This window comes from Pseudoalteromonas sp. NZS127, from assembly GCF_015864805.1.
Taxonomy (GTDB): Bacteria; Pseudomonadota; Gammaproteobacteria; order Enterobacterales; family Alteromonadaceae; genus Pseudoalteromonas; species Pseudoalteromonas nigrifaciens.
On sequence record NZ_JADYWN010000005.1, the window covers coordinates 157197 to 173482 of the forward strand.

Consider the following 16286-nt stretch of genomic DNA (forward strand, 5'->3'; position numbering starts at 1 on the left):
AAAAAGGCCTTAATGGCCTTTTTTTTATTTATGCAGGTTGATTATTTTTCTAGCAAAATGTCATGTATTTTTGCTAGGTCTGATTTGCCAGCAATAATTTCATCCGGTGTTAAACCCGATAACTCATGCGGAAACACTAGCCATTCTTCAGACTCATGAATATAGTAATCTGGCTTCATGTCTACTTTAGAGTTTTTAGGCTTGTAGTAAGGGCATGCAATACGAATATCGCGCGGTAAGTTTAAACGCATTAGCTCTGAAAGCTTTTCTTTTAATGCAAAAATACTGCGGCCAGAGTCAAACACATCATCAACAATGAGTAATGAGTCACCTGCATTAGCATTTTCTACAATGTAGTGTAAACCGTGTACTTTTATCTCTTTAGATTGCTTTCCAATGCCATAATAAGACGATGTACGTACCGCAATGTGATCGGTTTCAATGCCTTTGTAATCGTAAAATTCTTGCACTGCAATACCTATGGGTGCACCACCTCGCCAAATACCAATAATGAAATCTGGACGAAAGCCATCATTATACACTTGCGCTGCTACGCGAAATGAATCTTCAAGTAATTGTTGAGCCGTGATATAGCACTTATCTGACATAGTTAGGATCCCAGTGGTGAGTACAACATTTGAGCGCAGCTTAGATTAAAGCTGTAAATGAAACGTTCAAACATCTAAGGCGAGGGATTTTACCGTAATTTAAATCAAAATGCTTGTTTGCAGCACAAAAAAATAGGCACCAAACGGTGCCTATTATAATTTTTTAATAAACTAACTCTGCAAATATTACGCTTTTTCTAACAAGGTGCGAGCAACAGTACGCATGCCTTGTGTGGTAGCGCCTGCAGCCCATTGGTTAGTGCTGCTCATATTAAATGCAGCTGCCAGATCAATATGCACCCAGCCTTTGCCATCATTTGCTACAAAGCGCGATAAGAAACCAGCCGCATTTGATGCACCACCATAACCACCGCCTTTTTGCGCACGGCTGTTAGCTGTATCGGCATAAGCCGATGGGCAGTTTTGCTGATGCCACTTTTCAAGTGGTAATGGCCACGCTGCTTCCATTTCTTGAGAAGCAAAGTCTTCAACTTCACGTACTAGCTCTTTATCAAGTGCAAACAAAGCATTGTACTCTTGGCCAACAGCAACTAGCGCAGCGCCGGTTAGTGTTGCAGCATCAATAATTAATGGCGCACCACTCTCACCTGCGGCCATTAAGCCGTCAGCTAATACTAAACGCCCTTCAGCATCAGTATTTACAATTTCAACTGTAGTGCCATTTTTATACGTTAAAATGTCACCTAATTTATAAGCATGGCCAGAAATTAAGTTTTCTGCACAGCATAAAAACAGCTTAATACGTTTTTCAATACCGCGATTAATAGCCAGCGCCAAACCAGCCGTTACTGTAGCAGCACCGCCCATATCGCACTTCATGCCTAGCATACCTTCGCTTGACTTAATTGAGTAACCGCCTGAGTCAAACGTAATCCCTTTACCTACAAGCGCAGCGCTTACTGGCGCATTTGCGTCGCCTGTTGGGTTGTAATCAAGCTCAAGTAAAACTGGCGGGCGAACACTACCACGGCCAACAGCATGAATACCGATCCACTGTTGCTCTAATAATGCATCGCCTTTAATAATTTGGTAGCTCACATGCTCAGGCGCTAACGATTGAATAAATTCAGCGGCTTTTTCAGCAAGGCTTTCTGGGTAAATGTCATCGGCAGTACCGTTAACCATTTCGCGAGCCCAAATAGCTGAGGTTTTTAAGTTACCTAGCTCTTTAATATCTGACTGTGCGTTGTCAACAAAGGTAACGCCATTTAACGATTTAGGCGTTACAAACCCTTGATAAAACGCCCACTGGCTTTCGGTACACCAAGTATCGCCAGTTAGTTCAACAGCTTTTACGCCTTGAGTAGCAATAGTACGCGCTGCTTTTTGAACATTTTTTAATGTTTCTTGCTCAGATAAATGAACGGTTGCCCCGTGTTCATTAAAAGATAACGACGCGTTTTCGCCCCAATGGCTTGGTGCTGACTGCTCGCTTAGTTGAACAACAAATTTTTCACTCATGTTAGAATATCCTTGCACTTAAATGTGCCACCGAGTTTACTATAGAGCGCTTGAGTTCCCAACAGCTTGAGATAAATAACATAAATTACGCTACGGAAGTTATTATGAAGTACCAACCTGCCCTGCAATCAGCCACCTTATTAAAACGCTATAAACGTTTTTTAGCTGATTTACAGCTCAGTGATGGCTCAGAGTTTACCGCCCATTGTGCCAATACAGGTAAAATGACTGGCTGCGCTGAACCCGGTTTTAATGCTTTTTACTCCACCAGTACTAATAGCAAACGCAAATACCCGCAATCGTTAGAGCTCACCCAAAATAGCTTATCGCAACTTATTTGCGTTAATACCGCAGTAGCAAATAAAGTGGTTGCTGAAGCTATAAATGCCAATATTATTAGTGAGCTTAACAATTATGAGCAATTACAAAGCGAAGTTAAATATGGCAACGAAAACAGCCGTATCGACTTTTTACTAACCAGCGATGAGCGTCCTAATTGCTACGTTGAAGTTAAATCGGTAACGCTATTAAGCCAAGATAACCCCCGCAGTGGCCAAGGCTACTTTCCTGATGCACCAACTCTGCGCGGGCAAAAACATATTCGCGAATTAATAGAGATGGTAGAGCAAGGTCATCGTGCAGTATTACTTTTTGCTGTACTGCACCAGGGAATAAATCAGGTAAGCGCTGCTGCTCATATAGACAATAAATATGCACAGTTACTAAATGAGGCAATTAACCAAGGCGTTGAGGTATTAGCATATAAAGCAGATATTTCTACCAATGAAATCATCTTAAAAGAGAAGCTCCCTTTTATATAATCATCATTTAATACAAAGTGTTGTAATTAGGTTTTGGTAAATACAAATATAAAGCAGCGGTAATGGGCTAAATATATAAAGTAAACTTTAAGTAACACCTTGTTTTTTAAATTTTAGCCCACATATATAGGCAAGTTTAGAAACCGATAGTGCGATTAAAAAAAGTACAAATATTACTTATCATACTTTTAAATCAATAAACGTGGTTACAGCTAATTCGATTAATTAAAAATAAATTTGCCTAGGGTATAAGATTCTGTTATTTATACCGCCGGCTAATGCTGAGGCATTAAATTAAGGATTTAGGAGAGAGTTATGCCAAACCAAAATAGATTAGGATTATTGGCTCAAGCCGGTTTAGAACCATACCAAGAAAAACCAGGTGAAGAGTATATGAATGAAGCACAACGTGTTCATTTTAAAACAATTTTAGAAACTTGGCGTAACGATTTACGCAACGAAGTTGATCGTACTAAATCGTATATGCAAGATGAAGCTGCTAACTTTCCTGATCCAGTTGACCGTGCTGCGCAAGAAGAAGAGTTCTCTTTAGAACTGCGTACTCGTGACCGCGAACGTAAACTGATCAAAAAAATTGAAAAAACAATCAACTTAATTAAAGAAGATGATTTTGGTTTTTGTGAGTCTTGTGGTATCGAAATTGGTATTCGCCGCTTAGAAGCGCGCCCGACTGCTGATTTATGCGTAGACTGTAAAACACTTGCAGAAATTAAAGAAAAGCAATCTGGACGTGGCTAATTAACTTATATTAATTAGTTATGTTTACTACAGCCGTTATTACGCCAACGCGTAAATACTGCGGTCGCTTTGCACCGTCTCCTTCTGGGCCATTACATTTTGGCTCATTAGTAGCGGCTGTAGGTAGCTATCTTGATGCTAAAGCTAACCAAGGAAAATGGTTAGTTCGCATCGAAGATATAGACACCACTCGCGTTGTAAAAGGCGCCGACACCGACATTCTAAATACCTTACAAGCCTATTCTCTGCACTGGGATGAAAACGTCGTTTATCAAACACAACGTTTAGATTTATACCAAGATGTTGTTAACTCTTTACACAATAAAAACCTTATTTATGCCTGTAGTTGCTCGCGCAAACAGATTAAAGCTATTGGCGGAATTTACCAAGGTCATTGTAAAAACCTGCACCAAGATATAACCCACAGTGCCCTGCGCCTTAGCCAAAGCTTTGCCACCAACCAATTTAACGATTTAATTCAAGGCGACATAAACGTTAATAACGCCTTTGCTGCTGAAGATTACATAATAAAGCGCAGCGATGGTTTATTTGCCTACCAGCTTGTCGTGGTAATTGACGATATAGACCAAGGGATCACGCGCATTGTTAGAGGGGCTGACCTAATTGAGCCTACCGTTCGTCAGATCAGTTTGTTTAAACAACTTAATAGCCCAGTCCCCCAATTTGCTCATTTACCCTTAGCGGTTGCAAAGCCAGGCTTTAAGCTCTCAAAGCAAAATTATGCGCCAGCAATTTGTAAGCAAAACCCTAAACCGGTACTTATCGATGTGTTCGCGTTTTTAGGCCTAGCGGTACATAACCAGCTTATGGACTTAAATATTGAGCAACTACTTGCATGGGGGGTAAATAACTTTAGCTTAAATCAAGTGCCAAACCTTGCTGAAATTCAAATTTAGCAGCCCACAACTCCCCGCGCGCAATAATTTAGACCTTTAAGTAAATAAAAATCGCTAAAAATGGCTTAATTTCAGTGCAGCAACTTAATTTTTAAACCTTGCTGGTATATGATAGCCGCCTAAATATATGCTATTTACATTAATCAGCCAGTAATAGGTTATAACACCTACATTTGCTGTAATTTTGATTGCAATGGCAAGTCAATCAACACCTTCTAGGAGACAGACTATTATTTCCAAGCTTTTTCAATTTTGTCGACAAATAATCGGCCCTAATGCCAGTGCCGAAAACACGGCAATAAGCAGCGAACCGCTAGTGATCTCACGAGGTGAACATGGTATTTCTCGTAAACAATTTAGCCCAAATGCAATCAAAGTTTTATACCGTTTAAAAGACGGTGGTTTTGACGCCTACCTAGTTGGTGGTTGTATTCGCGATGTATTGTTAGGTCAACAGCCAAAAGATTTTGACGTGGTAACAAATGCCACGCCAGAACAAGTTAAAAAGTTATTTAGAAACTGTCGTTTAATTGGCCGCCGCTTTCGTTTAGCTCACATTGTATTTGGTCGTGAAATAATAGAAGTAGCTACCATGCGCGGGCACCACGAAGCGCCAGAGGACAAAAACCAAATAAGCCAATCGAGTGAGCAAGGACAATTGCTACGCGATAACGTATTTGGCAGTATTGAGGAAGACGCAGAACGCCGTGACTTTTCAATCAATGCACTTTATTACTCAATTAACGATTTTTGTATTTACGATTACGCCAATGGTTTAGCCGCAATAAAAGCTAAACAAATTGAGCTAATTGGCGATCCAGAAACGCGTTACCGTGAAGATCCGGTGCGCATGCTACGTGCGGTACGCTTTGCCACTAAGCTAGATATGAAAATTGCACCAAACAGCGAAAAGCCGATGACTGCTTTAGCAAGTTTGCTAGATAACATACCACCAGCGCGTTTGTTTGAAGAAATACTCAAACTGTTTTTAAACGGCAAAGCACAAGCTAACTACTTAATGCTGCGCAAATACGGCCTATTTAACTCACTGTTTCCAGAGCTAAACCGTATTTTAGATAATAATCCGGGCGGGCTTGAAGCCACTTTTATTGAAAACATGTTTAAAAATACAGACGATCGTATTAACGCAGATAAAAAAGTAACCCCTGCGTATGTATTTGCTGCGCTACTTTGGTTTCCGCTATTAGAGCGCACTAAAACAGTACAAAATGAAGAGCAGCTCTCTGAATACGATGCATTTTCGCAAGCAATTAATAGTGTACTTAGCGATAACGCCCAGCACATAGCTGTTCCTAAACGCTTTACTTTAGGCGCACGCGACATTTGGCATATACAGCATCGTTTAGATAAACGTGCCGGCCAACGTGCATACAGATTAACGCAGCAACCTCGCTTTAAAGCCGCATACGACTTTTTATTAATGCGTGTAGAGGCAGGAGAAACACAACATAGCGAGCTTGCTCAGTGGTGGACACAATATTTGAGCCTAGATATTAATGGCCAAAAAGAAATGGTAAGAACCTTGGGTCAGCCTGCGGGGCCAAAACCACGCAGACGCGCTCGCCGTCGTACACCTAAAAAGCCAACAGAGTAACTTCTATGCACTGTGTTTATTTAGGTTTGGGTGCCAATTTAAACTCACCAAAAAAGCAGCTTGATAACGCTATTGCCGCGCTTAAAAAGCTGCCAGATTGTGAATTTATAAGTGTTTCGCATTACTATGCGAGTAAGCCCATGGGCCCACAAGACCAACCTGACTATATTAACGCCGTTGCCTGCATAAACACTACGCTTAGCCCTGAAAAGCTGCTTGATTTAACCCAAGCAATTGAGCTTGAGCATGGCCGTGTTAGAAAAGCCGAGCGTTGGGGGCCACGTACTTTAGATATAGATATGTTATTGTTTGACGCACAAACAATTAATACCGAGCGCCTTATAGTGCCTCATTATGGTTTAACTGAACGTGAGTTTGTTGTGTATCCACTGCTAGAACTTGCGCCAAAACTTATTTTACCCAGCGGCATTGCACTACACACTATTGCAAATACATTACCGCTTAACAATTTACAACAATTACCACAGTAATTAACTAAGGCTTATGCCGGTGAGAAAATTATGTCTAAAATAACAGTTTCAACTTTAAATAAAATGAAAGCAGAAAAAAATAAAATTACTGCTTTAACAGCTTATGATGCCAGTTTTGCTAAGTTATTTCATGATAACGGCGTTGAAGTTATTTTAGTTGGCGACTCTTTGGGTATGGTATTACAAGGCGGCGACGATACACTTGGCGTAACTAATCAAGATATTGCCTATCACACTCGTTGCGTACGTGCGGGCAGCCGTGAGTTGTTTGTAATTGCTGATATGCCGTTTATGACTTATTCGAGCCCCAATGACACCTGTAAAAATGCCGCTGAGCTAATGCGTGCTGGTGCTAACATGGTTAAGTTAGAAGGGGGTGAATGGCTTTTTGAGAGCATTGAAGCCCTAACTCAACAAGGTATTCCTGTGTGTGGTCATTTAGGCCTAACGCCGCAGTCGGTACATGTATTTGGTGGCTTTAAAGTACAAGGGCGTGCAGAAGAGCAAGCACTAAAAATAATTGCTGATGCAAAAGCCCTTGAAGCGGCTGGCGCACAATTATTAGTACTGGAATGTATTCCAAGCGCACTTGCAAAACGCGTTACCGACGCATTAACTATTCCTACTATTGGCATTGGCGCTGGTAATGCTACCGATGGTCAAATATTAGTAATGCACGACTTAGTAGGTATTTCTGCTGGGTTTATTCCTAAATTTTCGAAAAACTTTTTACTCGAAACAGGCAATATGCCTGAAGCCGTTAAAAAGTATTGTACCGATGTAAAAAGCGGTGCCTTTCCAAGTGCCGAACACGAGTTTAAATAATGCAGTCAATTACTGAAATTAAATCATTACGTAGCCAAATTAAAGCATGGCGCCAAGCCGGATTAAGCATTGCCCTAGTACCCACTATGGGCAACTTGCACTTAGGCCACTTTTCGTTAGTCGAAAAAGCAAAAATGATGGCCGATAAAGTCGTAGTAAGCATTTTTGTTAACCCTATGCAATTTGGCGCTAATGAAGACTTAGACAATTACCCTCGTACCCTTGATGAGGACAAGCATGGCTTAGCCGACCTTGAAACTGATATTGTATTTACGCCAAGTGTAGAGACTATTTATCCTAATGGTTTAGCTGCACAAAGCTTTGTAGATGTACCTGATATTTCATTAGGTTATTGTGGTGGTTCGCGCCCAGGGCACTTTAGAGGTGTGGCAACAGTTGTTACTAAACTCTTTAATTTAGTGCAGCCAGATTACGCTTGTTTTGGCGAAAAAGACTTTCAGCAGCTACAAGTAATTAAAACTATGGCTCGCGACTTATCGATTCCGGTTGAAGTTATTGGTGTATCAACTATGCGTGAAGTCTCTGGGCTTGCTATGAGTTCGCGTAATGGTTACTTATCGAATGAGCAAAAAGACAGTGCCACCGTACTTTTTAAAGTGCTTAATAACTGCGCTGAGCAACTTAAAAGTGGTAATACAGACTTTGCTACGCTGGAAGAAACAGCCAAACAAAGTTTACAGCAAGCTGGATTAAAACCAGACTATTTTTCGATAGCTCAACGAGATACGTTAAAAGCTGCTACACTCGATGATAACAAATTTGTTATTTTAGCCGCGGCCTATTTAGGCAGTGTTAGATTAATCGATAACCTTCAGGTTGAAGTTTAATATAACCGCGACTTTCATTTAAGGATAAGCATGCATACTTTAATAAAAATGAGCGCAGTAGCCCTTACATTTATGCTATTAGCAGGTTGTCAGAATAACGCTGGAAATCCAGAGTTAAATCAATGTGCACAACAAAACTATCAATGCGAAAGTAGTTGTGAGCAACAATCAACTGGCGAAGGTTTAAAGCAGCAAGTATGCTCAGCTAAGTGTGTTGAGAGCTATAATCAGTGTAAAGCACAAGCCGAAAACTTAGGTAACATATAAGTATTAAGCTTTTACCTGAACAGTAAATATAAAAAAACCGCTCAATGAGCGGTTTTTTATTGCGTATAATTTAGTGACTTAATTTAAGCCTAACTTTTTAAGCTCAACTTCAGCCAATTTGGCTGAAAGCGGTACATAACCGTCTTTTTCTACAATTTTCTGCCCATCTTTCGACAATACCATTTTTAAAAATTCAGCTTCAATTGGTGCTAATGGTTTATTCGGGTGCTTATTCACGTAAAGGTATAAAAAGCGCGACAGCGGATACTTACCTTGTGCTACATTTTCAAGCGTTGCATCAACAAAGTGGCTGCCTTTTTTGGCCAGTGGAACTGTGCGTACACCAGAGGTTTTATAGCCAATTCCTGAGTAGCCAATCGCGTTCAATGAAGATGAAATAGACTGCACTACAGATGCTGAACCCGGTTGCTCATTTACGTTATTACGAAAGTCGCCTTTACACAGTGCTTTCTTTTTAAAGTAACCATAAGTGCCTGATACCGAGTTACGCCCATACAATTGAATATCTTTAGCAGCCCATTCTCCAGTTAAACCTACGTCACTCCAGCGGTTAACTTGCTGCGTTGCACCGCACTTACGAGTAGATGAAAAAATAGCATCTATTTCATCAATACGTAGCCCTTCTATAGGGTTGTCTTTGTGTACAAATACCGCAAGTGCATCGATGGCAACCCGTACTTCTGTGGGTTTATAACCATGGCGTTTTTCGAATGCTTCAACTTCTTTTGATTTCATTTTACGGCTCATTGGCCCTAAATTTGCTGTGCCTTCGGTTAATGCCGGTGGCGCAGTTGATGAGCCAGCTGCTTGTATTTGAATATTTATATTTGGATAAATACGTTTATATTCTTCAGCCCAAAATGTCATCATGTTCGCTAATGTGTCTGAACCTACCGATGAAAAATTCCCTGAAACACCACTAATTTTTTGATACTCAGGTAGTGCGTTATCCAAAGCGACTGCTTGTGCAGATACAAACGTTGTAACAGCCACACCCATTGCGGCAACTAAGTTTTTAAATTTCATGTGGGGTTCTCCAATTTGTTCGTCCCATTTTTTAACTGTGTTCACTGTAAATTGTGTAGATGACAGTGATATTACCCTTAAATGACACTTTTATGACTTGCCACTTGTTTGTACTGTGCTGCTCATAGGTACTATTTTATTACTTGAAAAATCAAAAGAAAAACACGAACCTTGACCCAAAACACTACTAATATTTAACTGGCTATTGTGGCGAGTTAATACGTGCTTGGTAATTGCGAGCCCAAGGCCTGAACCACCTGTAGTGCGACTGCGCGCTTTATCTACCCGGTAAAAGCGCTCCGTTAAACGATTTATATGCTCAGGCGCAATACCATCACCATTATCGGTTACGCTAAAGCAAGCTCGATCGTTTTGACGCTGCCAACATATTGTTATTTTCCCGCCTGGTTTAGTGTAATGAATGGCGTTAAAAACTAAATTAGAGAATGCACTGCGCAGTTCATCTGCTGATCCGCTAATATCTAAGGAAGTATCAATATTAAAAATAAGCTGATGCTTTTTTTGCTGATTAATTGAGTTCGCTTCTGTTTGAATATAGTTAAGTAGTAAGGGTACATTAACCGCTTTATCGTTATTTTGCTTACGCGCACCTTCTATACGTGATAGTGATAGCAGCTGAGTAACTAAACTGTCCATGCGTTTGCATTGCTCAAGCATAGTATTTTGGGCTTTATTCCACATTGCGGGCGGTGGCATCATGTCGCTATCCATCATCTCAAGATAGCCTGTAACCACCGTGAGCGGGGTTCGCAGTTCATGCGACACATTGGCAACAAAGTCTTTGCGCATTTGTTCTAGTTGCTTTAAGCGGGTTACATCGCGTACTACTACCATTAACTGTGTGCTGGCATAGGGCATAACTCTAAACTCAAGTATTTGCTCTATGTTATGACCACTTTCAAGCTCCAGTGGCTCGGTAAATTGGCCGCGGTGCATATACTTAGCAAATTTAGGTTCACGAATTAAGTTATCCAGACGCTGCCCTTGATCTGTAGGCCACTGCAAGCCTAATACTTTTAATGCCAGTTGATTACACCAATAAATGCTTAAATCATTTTGCAGCACTATCACCGCATCAGGAATGGCTTCAGCACCATCACGAAAGCGATGAATTAATGCCGATAGTTCATTACGCTTTTTACGATTACGATGCTGCAGCTGATAAATACCTTCGAATACCTGCTCCCATGCGCCCTCTCCTTCGGGCGGGTTAAAGCTTTGTTGATTAAGCAACCAATCACTTAAACGATAAAGTTGGTAGTAGTGCCAAATAAGTAGCGAAAATGAGCCTAAAAATAACAACAAAAATGGGGCACCTACTAACAGCCCTATTAGCAGTAAAGGTATAAAATAGATAAACAGCCGTTTAACTAAGGTGCGTTTATTAATAACTCTATACATACACTGTTACCTTAAAGTCGCTATCCATTGGTACTTAACCTGAGCTCCGGATAATAAACTTATCTCAAGCAGCTATTTTCAGCGCTAACTGCGTTGAATTTACTTGCAATAGGCCAGCTATTGACGCGTAAATTCGCCTTGTTTTCACTGAAAACCTCTGGCTAGAGAAAATAAAATTAAATATAAATACGATTCAATACGTTAGTAAATCTCTTAACCAGAGTTCAGGTTACTTAGTTAAGCTGCAAGTACATTATAATTTACTTGAAAAGCGATAACCTGCTCCGCGTACCGTTTGCACTAAGCGGTCATGTCCTAAGGGTGAAATAGCTTTACGTAAGCGGCGAATATGTACATCAACCGTACGGTCTTCAACATATACGTTAGTACCCCAAACTTGATCAAGTAATTGCTCACGGCTATATACGCGCTCGGTGTGGGTCATAAAAAAGTGTAGTAATCTAAATTCGGTAGGCCCCATATCAAGCTCACTGCCACCTGAGGTAACGCGGTGCGAAATAGGATCAAGGCGCAGGCCATGTACGTCAATTGCTTCTTCTAATGAGGTGGGCGACACACGACGTATAACCGCTTTAATGCGGGCCATGAGTTCTTTTGGCGAAAATGGCTTAGTAACATAGTCATCGGCACCTACTTCTAGGCCGCGTACTTTGTCTTCTTCTTCGCCACGAGCGGTGAGCATAATAATGGGAATAGCGCGCGTGTATTCATTTTGTTTAAACTTTTTAGCAATTTGGATTCCGCTACCCCCAGGTAACATCCAATCGAGTAGCACCATATCTGGGTATGGCTCTACCATTGCCGCAATAGCAGAGTCGTAATCTTCTGCTTCAATTGCCTGAAATCCATTTTGTTCTAAAACAAAAACCAACATTTCTCTGATCGGTGCTTCATCATCAACGACTAATACTTTACGTGACATTCCATTTATCTCTTAGCTATCGAATTTGTTTTCATTATTATGACTAAGTATGACACTTTTATGAAAACCTAGCGCGTAAGTTAATATAACAGTAAAAAAACACAAAATAGTGACAAAATAAATATTTACACGCAATTATAGCGATAAAGCAAAGCGTATAGCAGGATCATTATTTTACTAACATTGTGTGTTAAAGCAGCCAACTTTGCTCACTTAAATAGCATACGCTAACCTAGTAATACAATTATGATCTGCATTGTGATGATCTTAAATTAAAAGATCAGAGTTTTATTAAGCAGATCCGTTTTGGGATCACTATTATACCCAGTGAAATAGCTAAGCTGATGATTGTTTGTACTATTCTTTTATTTAATAATGAATTTAAGCGCCAACTAGGGCTAAAATACCCGTTTACTTAGTAAAGCAATGATCTCAAACTGATCACGTTAGTAATTTAGTGATCCTAATTACCTGCTGTTAGTAAGATATTGATCCCTAAACGGCATAAAAAAAGCCAGTGACAATGCAACTGGCTTAGTAAAAAGTCTAAAATGATCAATTATTTAATGCGTGGGTCTAACTCGCCGCTTAAATACTTAAGATGCATTTCATCTAATGAAATTGGTTTAATTTTGCTAGCTTGGCCTGCTGTACCAAACGACTCATAACGCGAAATACAAATATCGGTCATGGCTTGAGTTGCTGCCGCTAAAAATTTACGCGGATCGAAGTTTGCCGGGTTAAGCGCTAAGTGGCGACGCACCGCACCGGTAGATGCTAAACGTAAATCTGTATCAATATTAACTTTACGTACGCCAAACTTAATCCCTTCAATAATTTGCTCTACTGGCACACCGTAAGTTTCTGGAATTTCGCCACCGTACTGATTAATTATTTCTAACCATTCTTGTGGAACCGATGATGAGCCATGCATTACTAAGTGAGTATTTGGAATACGTGCATGAATTGCTTTAATACGATCAATCGCTAAAATATCATCCGTTGGTGGACGAGTAAATTTATACGCACCGTGCGATGTACCACAAGCAATTGCCAGCGCATCAACATGGGTTTTATTTACAAAGTCAGCCGCTTCTTCTGGATTAGTTAGCATTTGCTCAGTGGTTAATTTACCCTCTGCGCCAATCCCATCTTCTTCGCCTGCTTCACCTGTTTCAAGCGAACCTAAAACACCCAGTTCGCCTTCAACAGAAACACCACACGCATGTGCCATTTCTACAGTTTTACGGGTTACTTCTACGTTGTATTCGTAGCTTGAAGGTGTTTTACCATCGCTCAATAATGAGCCGTCCATCATTACTGATGAAAACCCAAGTTGAATTGAACGCTGACATACACCCGGTGATGTACCGTGATCTTGATGCATAACCACTGGAATATGTGGCCACTCTTCAACCGCTGCTAAAATCATATGACGAATAAATGGGGCACCAGCATAAGCACGTGCGCCTGCAGAACCTTGCACAATTACAGGGCTATTGGTTTTGTCAGCCGCTTCCATTATTGCGCGCATTTGCTCTTGGTTGTTAACGTTAAAAGCAGGTACGCCATAACCATGCTCAGCGGCATGATCCAGAAGTTGTCGCATACTGATTAAAGCCATTGGGTTTTCTCCAATTTTTTGATAGCAGTTCTCTGCCATCTAGTTTGAACGGATGTGTTAGTTTGGCGCAATCACTGCGCCACGAATTAGTACTGATAAACAGTAACTAACGCGTAAAAATCAATTATTAAATTAGGGTGAGAGGTATTTAATAATTAATTATTGCGGATGAAGTAACCTCCATCCGCTTACGCCTAAATAAAATAAATTACTTAGCGCGCGATTCTAGCATTTCAACTGCTGGTAGCTTTTTGCCTTCTAAAAACTCTAAAAACGCACCACCACCAGTAGAAATATACGATATTTTATCGCTAATGCCGTACTTATCAATTGCCGCTAAGGTGTCGCCACCGCCTGCAATCGAAAACGCATTTGAATTAGCAATAGCTTGGGCAATAGCACGAGTACCGTTACCAAATTGGTCAAACTCAAACACGCCAACAGGGCCATTCCATACTACAGTACCTGCATTAGCAATTATTTTTGCCAGCTTGTTTGCTGTATCTGGGCCAATATCAAAAATCATATCGTCGCTGGTAACTTCACTTACATCTTTAAGTGTTGCTACTGCTGAGTCTGAAAACTCATTACCTACAACAACATCAGTCGGTACTGGAATTTCACCATTGTTAGCAACAGCCGCTGCGCATAAGCGATTCGCTTCATCCATTAAATCAGCTTCGTAAAGCGATTTACCAACAGGATAACCCGCCGCCGCAATAAAGGTATTAGCAATACCGCCACCGGTTACTAGCTGATCAACAATTTTTGATAGTGAATCAAGCACTGTTAATTTAGTAGACACTTTTGAACCACCCACAATCGCCACTAATGGGCGAGCTGGGTTATCAAGTGCTTTGCCAAGAGCTTCAAGCTCTGCCGATAATAATGGCCCTGCACACGCAACATCTGCAAATAAACCTACGCCATGGGTAGAGGCTTGTGCGCGATGCGCCGTACCAAATGCATCCATTACGTAAACATCACATAATGCTGCAAGTTGTTTAGATAGCGCTTCGTCGTTATTTTTTTCGCCTTTGTTAAAGCGTACGTTCTCAAATACCACCACTTCGTTATCAGCAAGTTCAACACCGTTTAGGTAGTCTTTTTCTAAACGTACTGTTTGCTCTAGGGCATCGTTTAAGTAATTAACGACAGGAGCAAGAGAAAACTCTTCGTCATATTCCCCTTCCGTAGGGCGGCCAAGGTGTGACATAACCATTACTTTTGCGCCTTTTTCAAGGGCTAACTTAATTGTTGGTAGCGCCGCACGAATACGCGCATCTGACGTCACTTTACCTGCTTTAACGGGTACATTTAAATCTTCACGAATTAATACACGCTTGCCGTTTAAATCTAAATCTGCCATTTTTATGACCGACATGAACATCTCCTTAGTTAACGATACTAAACCCAATAAAAGGCGGTTATTTTATATTAGTTATTTTTTCTAACGCGACCATTGCACGCGCAGTGTCGAGCATTCGATTAGCAAAACCCCACTCGTTATCGCACCAAACTAGTAACTTTATCAGTCGTTTATGACTAACTCGTGTTTGGGTACCATCTATAATACAAGAATGTGGATCATGATTAAAATCAATCGATACTAGTGGCTCTGCGGTGTAACTTAAAATGCCTTCAAGGCGATCTTTAGCTTGTGCTTTAAGCGCGTTATTTACTGCATTTAAATCTACATCGGTATTAACCGTTACACTTAAATCCATAGCCGTTACGTTAATAGTAGGCACGCGTACAGCAATGGCTTCAAAGCGGCCTTTAAATTTAGGTAAAATACGGTCTATACCGCGGGCTAGTTTTGTATCAACTGGAATAATAGATTGGCTGGCTGCGCGTGTACGGCGTAAATCGTGGTGGTAGGCATCAATTACCGGCTGATCGTTCATCGAGGCATGTATTGTGGTAATAGCACCCGATTCAATACCAAATGCATCATCTAACACTTTAATAACCGGCACTACACAGTTAGTAGTACACGAACCATTAGAGACGATAGTGTGCTCTGGTTTTAGCTCATCGTCATTAATACCATAAACAATAGTGGCATCAACATCGTTATCAGCTGGATGCGAAAACAACACTTTTTTAGCGCCTGCGGTTAAATGTAGCTGTGCATGTTCGCGCGAGTGATAAACCCCAGTACATTCAAGTACTACGTCTACACCTAAGGTTTTCCAAGGTAATTCCGCCGGATTTGGCTCACAGAAAAGAGCAATAGCATCGCCTGCTACGCTAATGGTGTCCTCACCAAGCTTTACAGGAAAAGAGAAACGACCATGAGAGGTGTCGTATTTTAATAAGTGAGCAATAGCTTCAGGGTCAGCAAGTTCGTTAATCGCAACAATTTTTATCTCGTTGCTCAAACCTGATTCGTATAACGCGCGGACAATATTTCGACCAATACGACCAAAACCATTAATTGCAAGTTTGATTGCCATGAAATATAAAATCCACTCTTTTTGCGTGCAGATAAAGGCAATGTGCCTTTTAGATGGCGGTATTGTAATCGACCTTGAGCTTTATTATAAGAGGGAGCGATTAGAAACTTTAAATAAATGATAAGTTAAATATGTAACTCGCGGCCATTCGTTGTCAG

The 16286-nt window shown here is 40.7% G+C and carries 16 protein-coding genes; 8 read left to right on the plus strand and 8 right to left on the minus strand.

The window, feature by feature from the left end; all coding sequences use genetic code 11:
* Positions 1-41: 41 nt before the first annotated feature.
* Together I6E78_RS07230 and pepB are read right to left on the minus strand one after the other, a co-directional pair.
* The gene (locus I6E78_RS07230; protein ID WP_011327308.1) at positions 42-608 is read right to left on the minus strand and encodes a phosphoribosyltransferase; all 567 of its coding nucleotides are present in this window, start codon (positions 606-608) and stop codon (positions 42-44) included.
* 186 nt (positions 609-794) lie between these two features.
* Positions 795-2090 (minus strand): aminopeptidase PepB, encoded by a 1296-nt coding sequence (gene pepB / locus I6E78_RS07235; RefSeq protein WP_011327307.1) that lies wholly within the window; start codon positions 2088-2090, stop codon positions 795-797.
* 104 nt (positions 2091-2194) lie between these two features.
* Here pepB and sfsA point away from each other — a divergent pair, with 104 nt between their 5' ends.
* The 8 genes from sfsA (at position 2195) to I6E78_RS07275 (ending at position 8633) form a co-directional block, all read left to right on the plus strand.
* Entirely contained in the window at positions 2195-2911 is a 717-nt protein-coding gene (gene sfsA, locus I6E78_RS07240; protein ID WP_197182213.1) for a DNA/RNA nuclease SfsA, read from the plus strand.
* 315 nt (positions 2912-3226) lie between these two features.
* The gene (gene dksA / locus I6E78_RS07245; protein WP_011327305.1) at positions 3227-3670 is read left to right on the plus strand and encodes an RNA polymerase-binding protein DksA; all 444 of its coding nucleotides are present in this window, start codon (positions 3227-3229) and stop codon (positions 3668-3670) included.
* A gap of 20 nt (positions 3671-3690) precedes the next feature.
* Positions 3691-4587, plus strand: coding sequence for a tRNA glutamyl-Q(34) synthetase GluQRS (gene gluQRS / locus I6E78_RS07250; protein WP_089367799.1), 897 nt, complete (start codon positions 3691-3693; stop codon positions 4585-4587).
* Positions 4588-4780: 193 nt separating this feature from the next.
* Positions 4781-6202: a polynucleotide adenylyltransferase PcnB gene (gene pcnB / locus I6E78_RS07255; RefSeq protein WP_080516806.1), complete on the plus strand. Its 1422-nt coding sequence runs from the start codon at positions 4781-4783 to the stop codon at positions 6200-6202.
* Between the two features lie 5 nt (positions 6203-6207).
* Positions 6208-6693, plus strand: coding sequence for a 2-amino-4-hydroxy-6-hydroxymethyldihydropteridine diphosphokinase (folK, locus tag I6E78_RS07260; RefSeq protein ID WP_011327302.1), 486 nt, complete (start codon positions 6208-6210; stop codon positions 6691-6693).
* A 30-nt stretch (positions 6694-6723) separates the two neighbouring features.
* Complete coding sequence (gene panB, locus I6E78_RS07265) at positions 6724-7518, plus strand: 3-methyl-2-oxobutanoate hydroxymethyltransferase (RefSeq protein WP_197182214.1); 795 nt, start codon at positions 6724-6726, stop codon at positions 7516-7518.
* Positions 7518-8366, plus strand: a complete 849-nt coding sequence (gene panC / locus I6E78_RS07270) for a pantoate--beta-alanine ligase (protein WP_197182215.1) — start codon at positions 7518-7520, stop codon at positions 8364-8366. The genes panB and panC overlap by 1 nt, the downstream gene beginning before the upstream one ends.
* Positions 8367-8396: 30 nt before the next feature.
* The gene (locus tag I6E78_RS07275; protein ID WP_011327299.1) at positions 8397-8633 is read left to right on the plus strand and encodes a hypothetical protein; all 237 of its coding nucleotides are present in this window, start codon (positions 8397-8399) and stop codon (positions 8631-8633) included.
* 78 nt (positions 8634-8711) lie between these two features.
* Here I6E78_RS07275 and I6E78_RS07280 read toward each other — a convergent pair whose 3' ends face one another.
* From I6E78_RS07280 to epd, 6 genes are all read right to left on the minus strand, one after another.
* On the minus strand, positions 8712-9680 hold the full coding sequence (locus tag I6E78_RS07280; RefSeq protein WP_011327298.1) for a PstS family phosphate ABC transporter substrate-binding protein: 969 nt from the start codon (positions 9678-9680) through the stop codon (positions 8712-8714).
* Positions 9681-9770: 90 nt separating this feature from the next.
* Complete coding sequence (gene phoR, locus I6E78_RS07285) at positions 9771-11102, minus strand: phosphate regulon sensor histidine kinase PhoR (RefSeq protein ID WP_197182216.1); 1332 nt, start codon at positions 11100-11102, stop codon at positions 9771-9773.
* A gap of 253 nt (positions 11103-11355) precedes the next feature.
* Positions 11356-12045, minus strand: a complete 690-nt coding sequence (phoB, locus tag I6E78_RS07290) for a phosphate regulon transcriptional regulator PhoB (RefSeq protein WP_011327296.1) — start codon at positions 12043-12045, stop codon at positions 11356-11358.
* A gap of 559 nt (positions 12046-12604) precedes the next feature.
* A complete protein-coding gene (gene fba / locus I6E78_RS07295; RefSeq protein WP_011327295.1) occupies positions 12605-13669 on the minus strand; it encodes a class II fructose-bisphosphate aldolase in 1065 nt (354 codons plus the stop codon).
* 208 nt (positions 13670-13877) lie between these two features.
* Positions 13878-15053 carry a phosphoglycerate kinase gene (locus I6E78_RS07300; RefSeq protein ID WP_011327294.1) on the minus strand — a complete coding sequence of 392 codons (1176 nt, stop codon included), beginning with the start codon at positions 15051-15053 and terminating at the stop codon, positions 13878-13880.
* 43 nt (positions 15054-15096) lie between these two features.
* Entirely contained in the window at positions 15097-16128 is a 1032-nt protein-coding gene (gene epd / locus I6E78_RS07305; RefSeq protein WP_089367797.1) for an erythrose-4-phosphate dehydrogenase, read from the minus strand.
* Between the last annotated feature and the right edge of the window lie 158 nt (positions 16129-16286).

Bases quoted from the DNA above. Each gene is read 5' to 3' on its own strand.
- I6E78_RS07230 (WP_011327308.1), bottom strand. From the start codon at position 608: ATGTCAGATAAGTGCTATATCACGGCTCAACAATTACTTGAAGATTCA.
- pepB (WP_011327307.1), bottom strand. From the start codon at position 2,090: ATGAGTGAAAAATTTGTTGTTCAACTAAGCGAGCAGTCAGCACCAAGC.
- sfsA (WP_197182213.1), top strand. From the start codon at position 2,195: ATGAAGTACCAACCTGCCCTGCAATCAGCCACCTTATTAAAACGCTAT.
- dksA (WP_011327305.1), top strand. From the start codon at position 3,227: ATGCCAAACCAAAATAGATTAGGATTATTGGCTCAAGCCGGTTTAGAA.
- gluQRS (WP_089367799.1), top strand. From the start codon at position 3,691: ATGTTTACTACAGCCGTTATTACGCCAACGCGTAAATACTGCGGTCGC.
- pcnB (WP_080516806.1), top strand. From the start codon at position 4,781: ATGGCAAGTCAATCAACACCTTCTAGGAGACAGACTATTATTTCCAAG.
- folK (WP_011327302.1), top strand. From the start codon at position 6,208: ATGCACTGTGTTTATTTAGGTTTGGGTGCCAATTTAAACTCACCAAAA.
- panB (WP_197182214.1), top strand. From the start codon at position 6,724: ATGTCTAAAATAACAGTTTCAACTTTAAATAAAATGAAAGCAGAAAAA.
- panC (WP_197182215.1), top strand. From the start codon at position 7,518: ATGCAGTCAATTACTGAAATTAAATCATTACGTAGCCAAATTAAAGCA.
- I6E78_RS07275 (WP_011327299.1), top strand. From the start codon at position 8,397: ATGCATACTTTAATAAAAATGAGCGCAGTAGCCCTTACATTTATGCTA.
- I6E78_RS07280 (WP_011327298.1), bottom strand. From the start codon at position 9,680: ATGAAATTTAAAAACTTAGTTGCCGCAATGGGTGTGGCTGTTACAACG.
- phoR (WP_197182216.1), bottom strand. From the start codon at position 11,102: ATGTATAGAGTTATTAATAAACGCACCTTAGTTAAACGGCTGTTTATC.
- phoB (WP_011327296.1), bottom strand. From the start codon at position 12,045: ATGTCACGTAAAGTATTAGTCGTTGATGATGAAGCACCGATCAGAGAA.
- fba (WP_011327295.1), bottom strand. From the start codon at position 13,669: ATGGCTTTAATCAGTATGCGACAACTTCTGGATCATGCCGCTGAGCAT.
- I6E78_RS07300 (WP_011327294.1), bottom strand. From the start codon at position 15,053: ATGTCGGTCATAAAAATGGCAGATTTAGATTTAAACGGCAAGCGTGTA.
- epd (WP_089367797.1), bottom strand. From the start codon at position 16,128: ATGGCAATCAAACTTGCAATTAATGGTTTTGGTCGTATTGGTCGAAAT.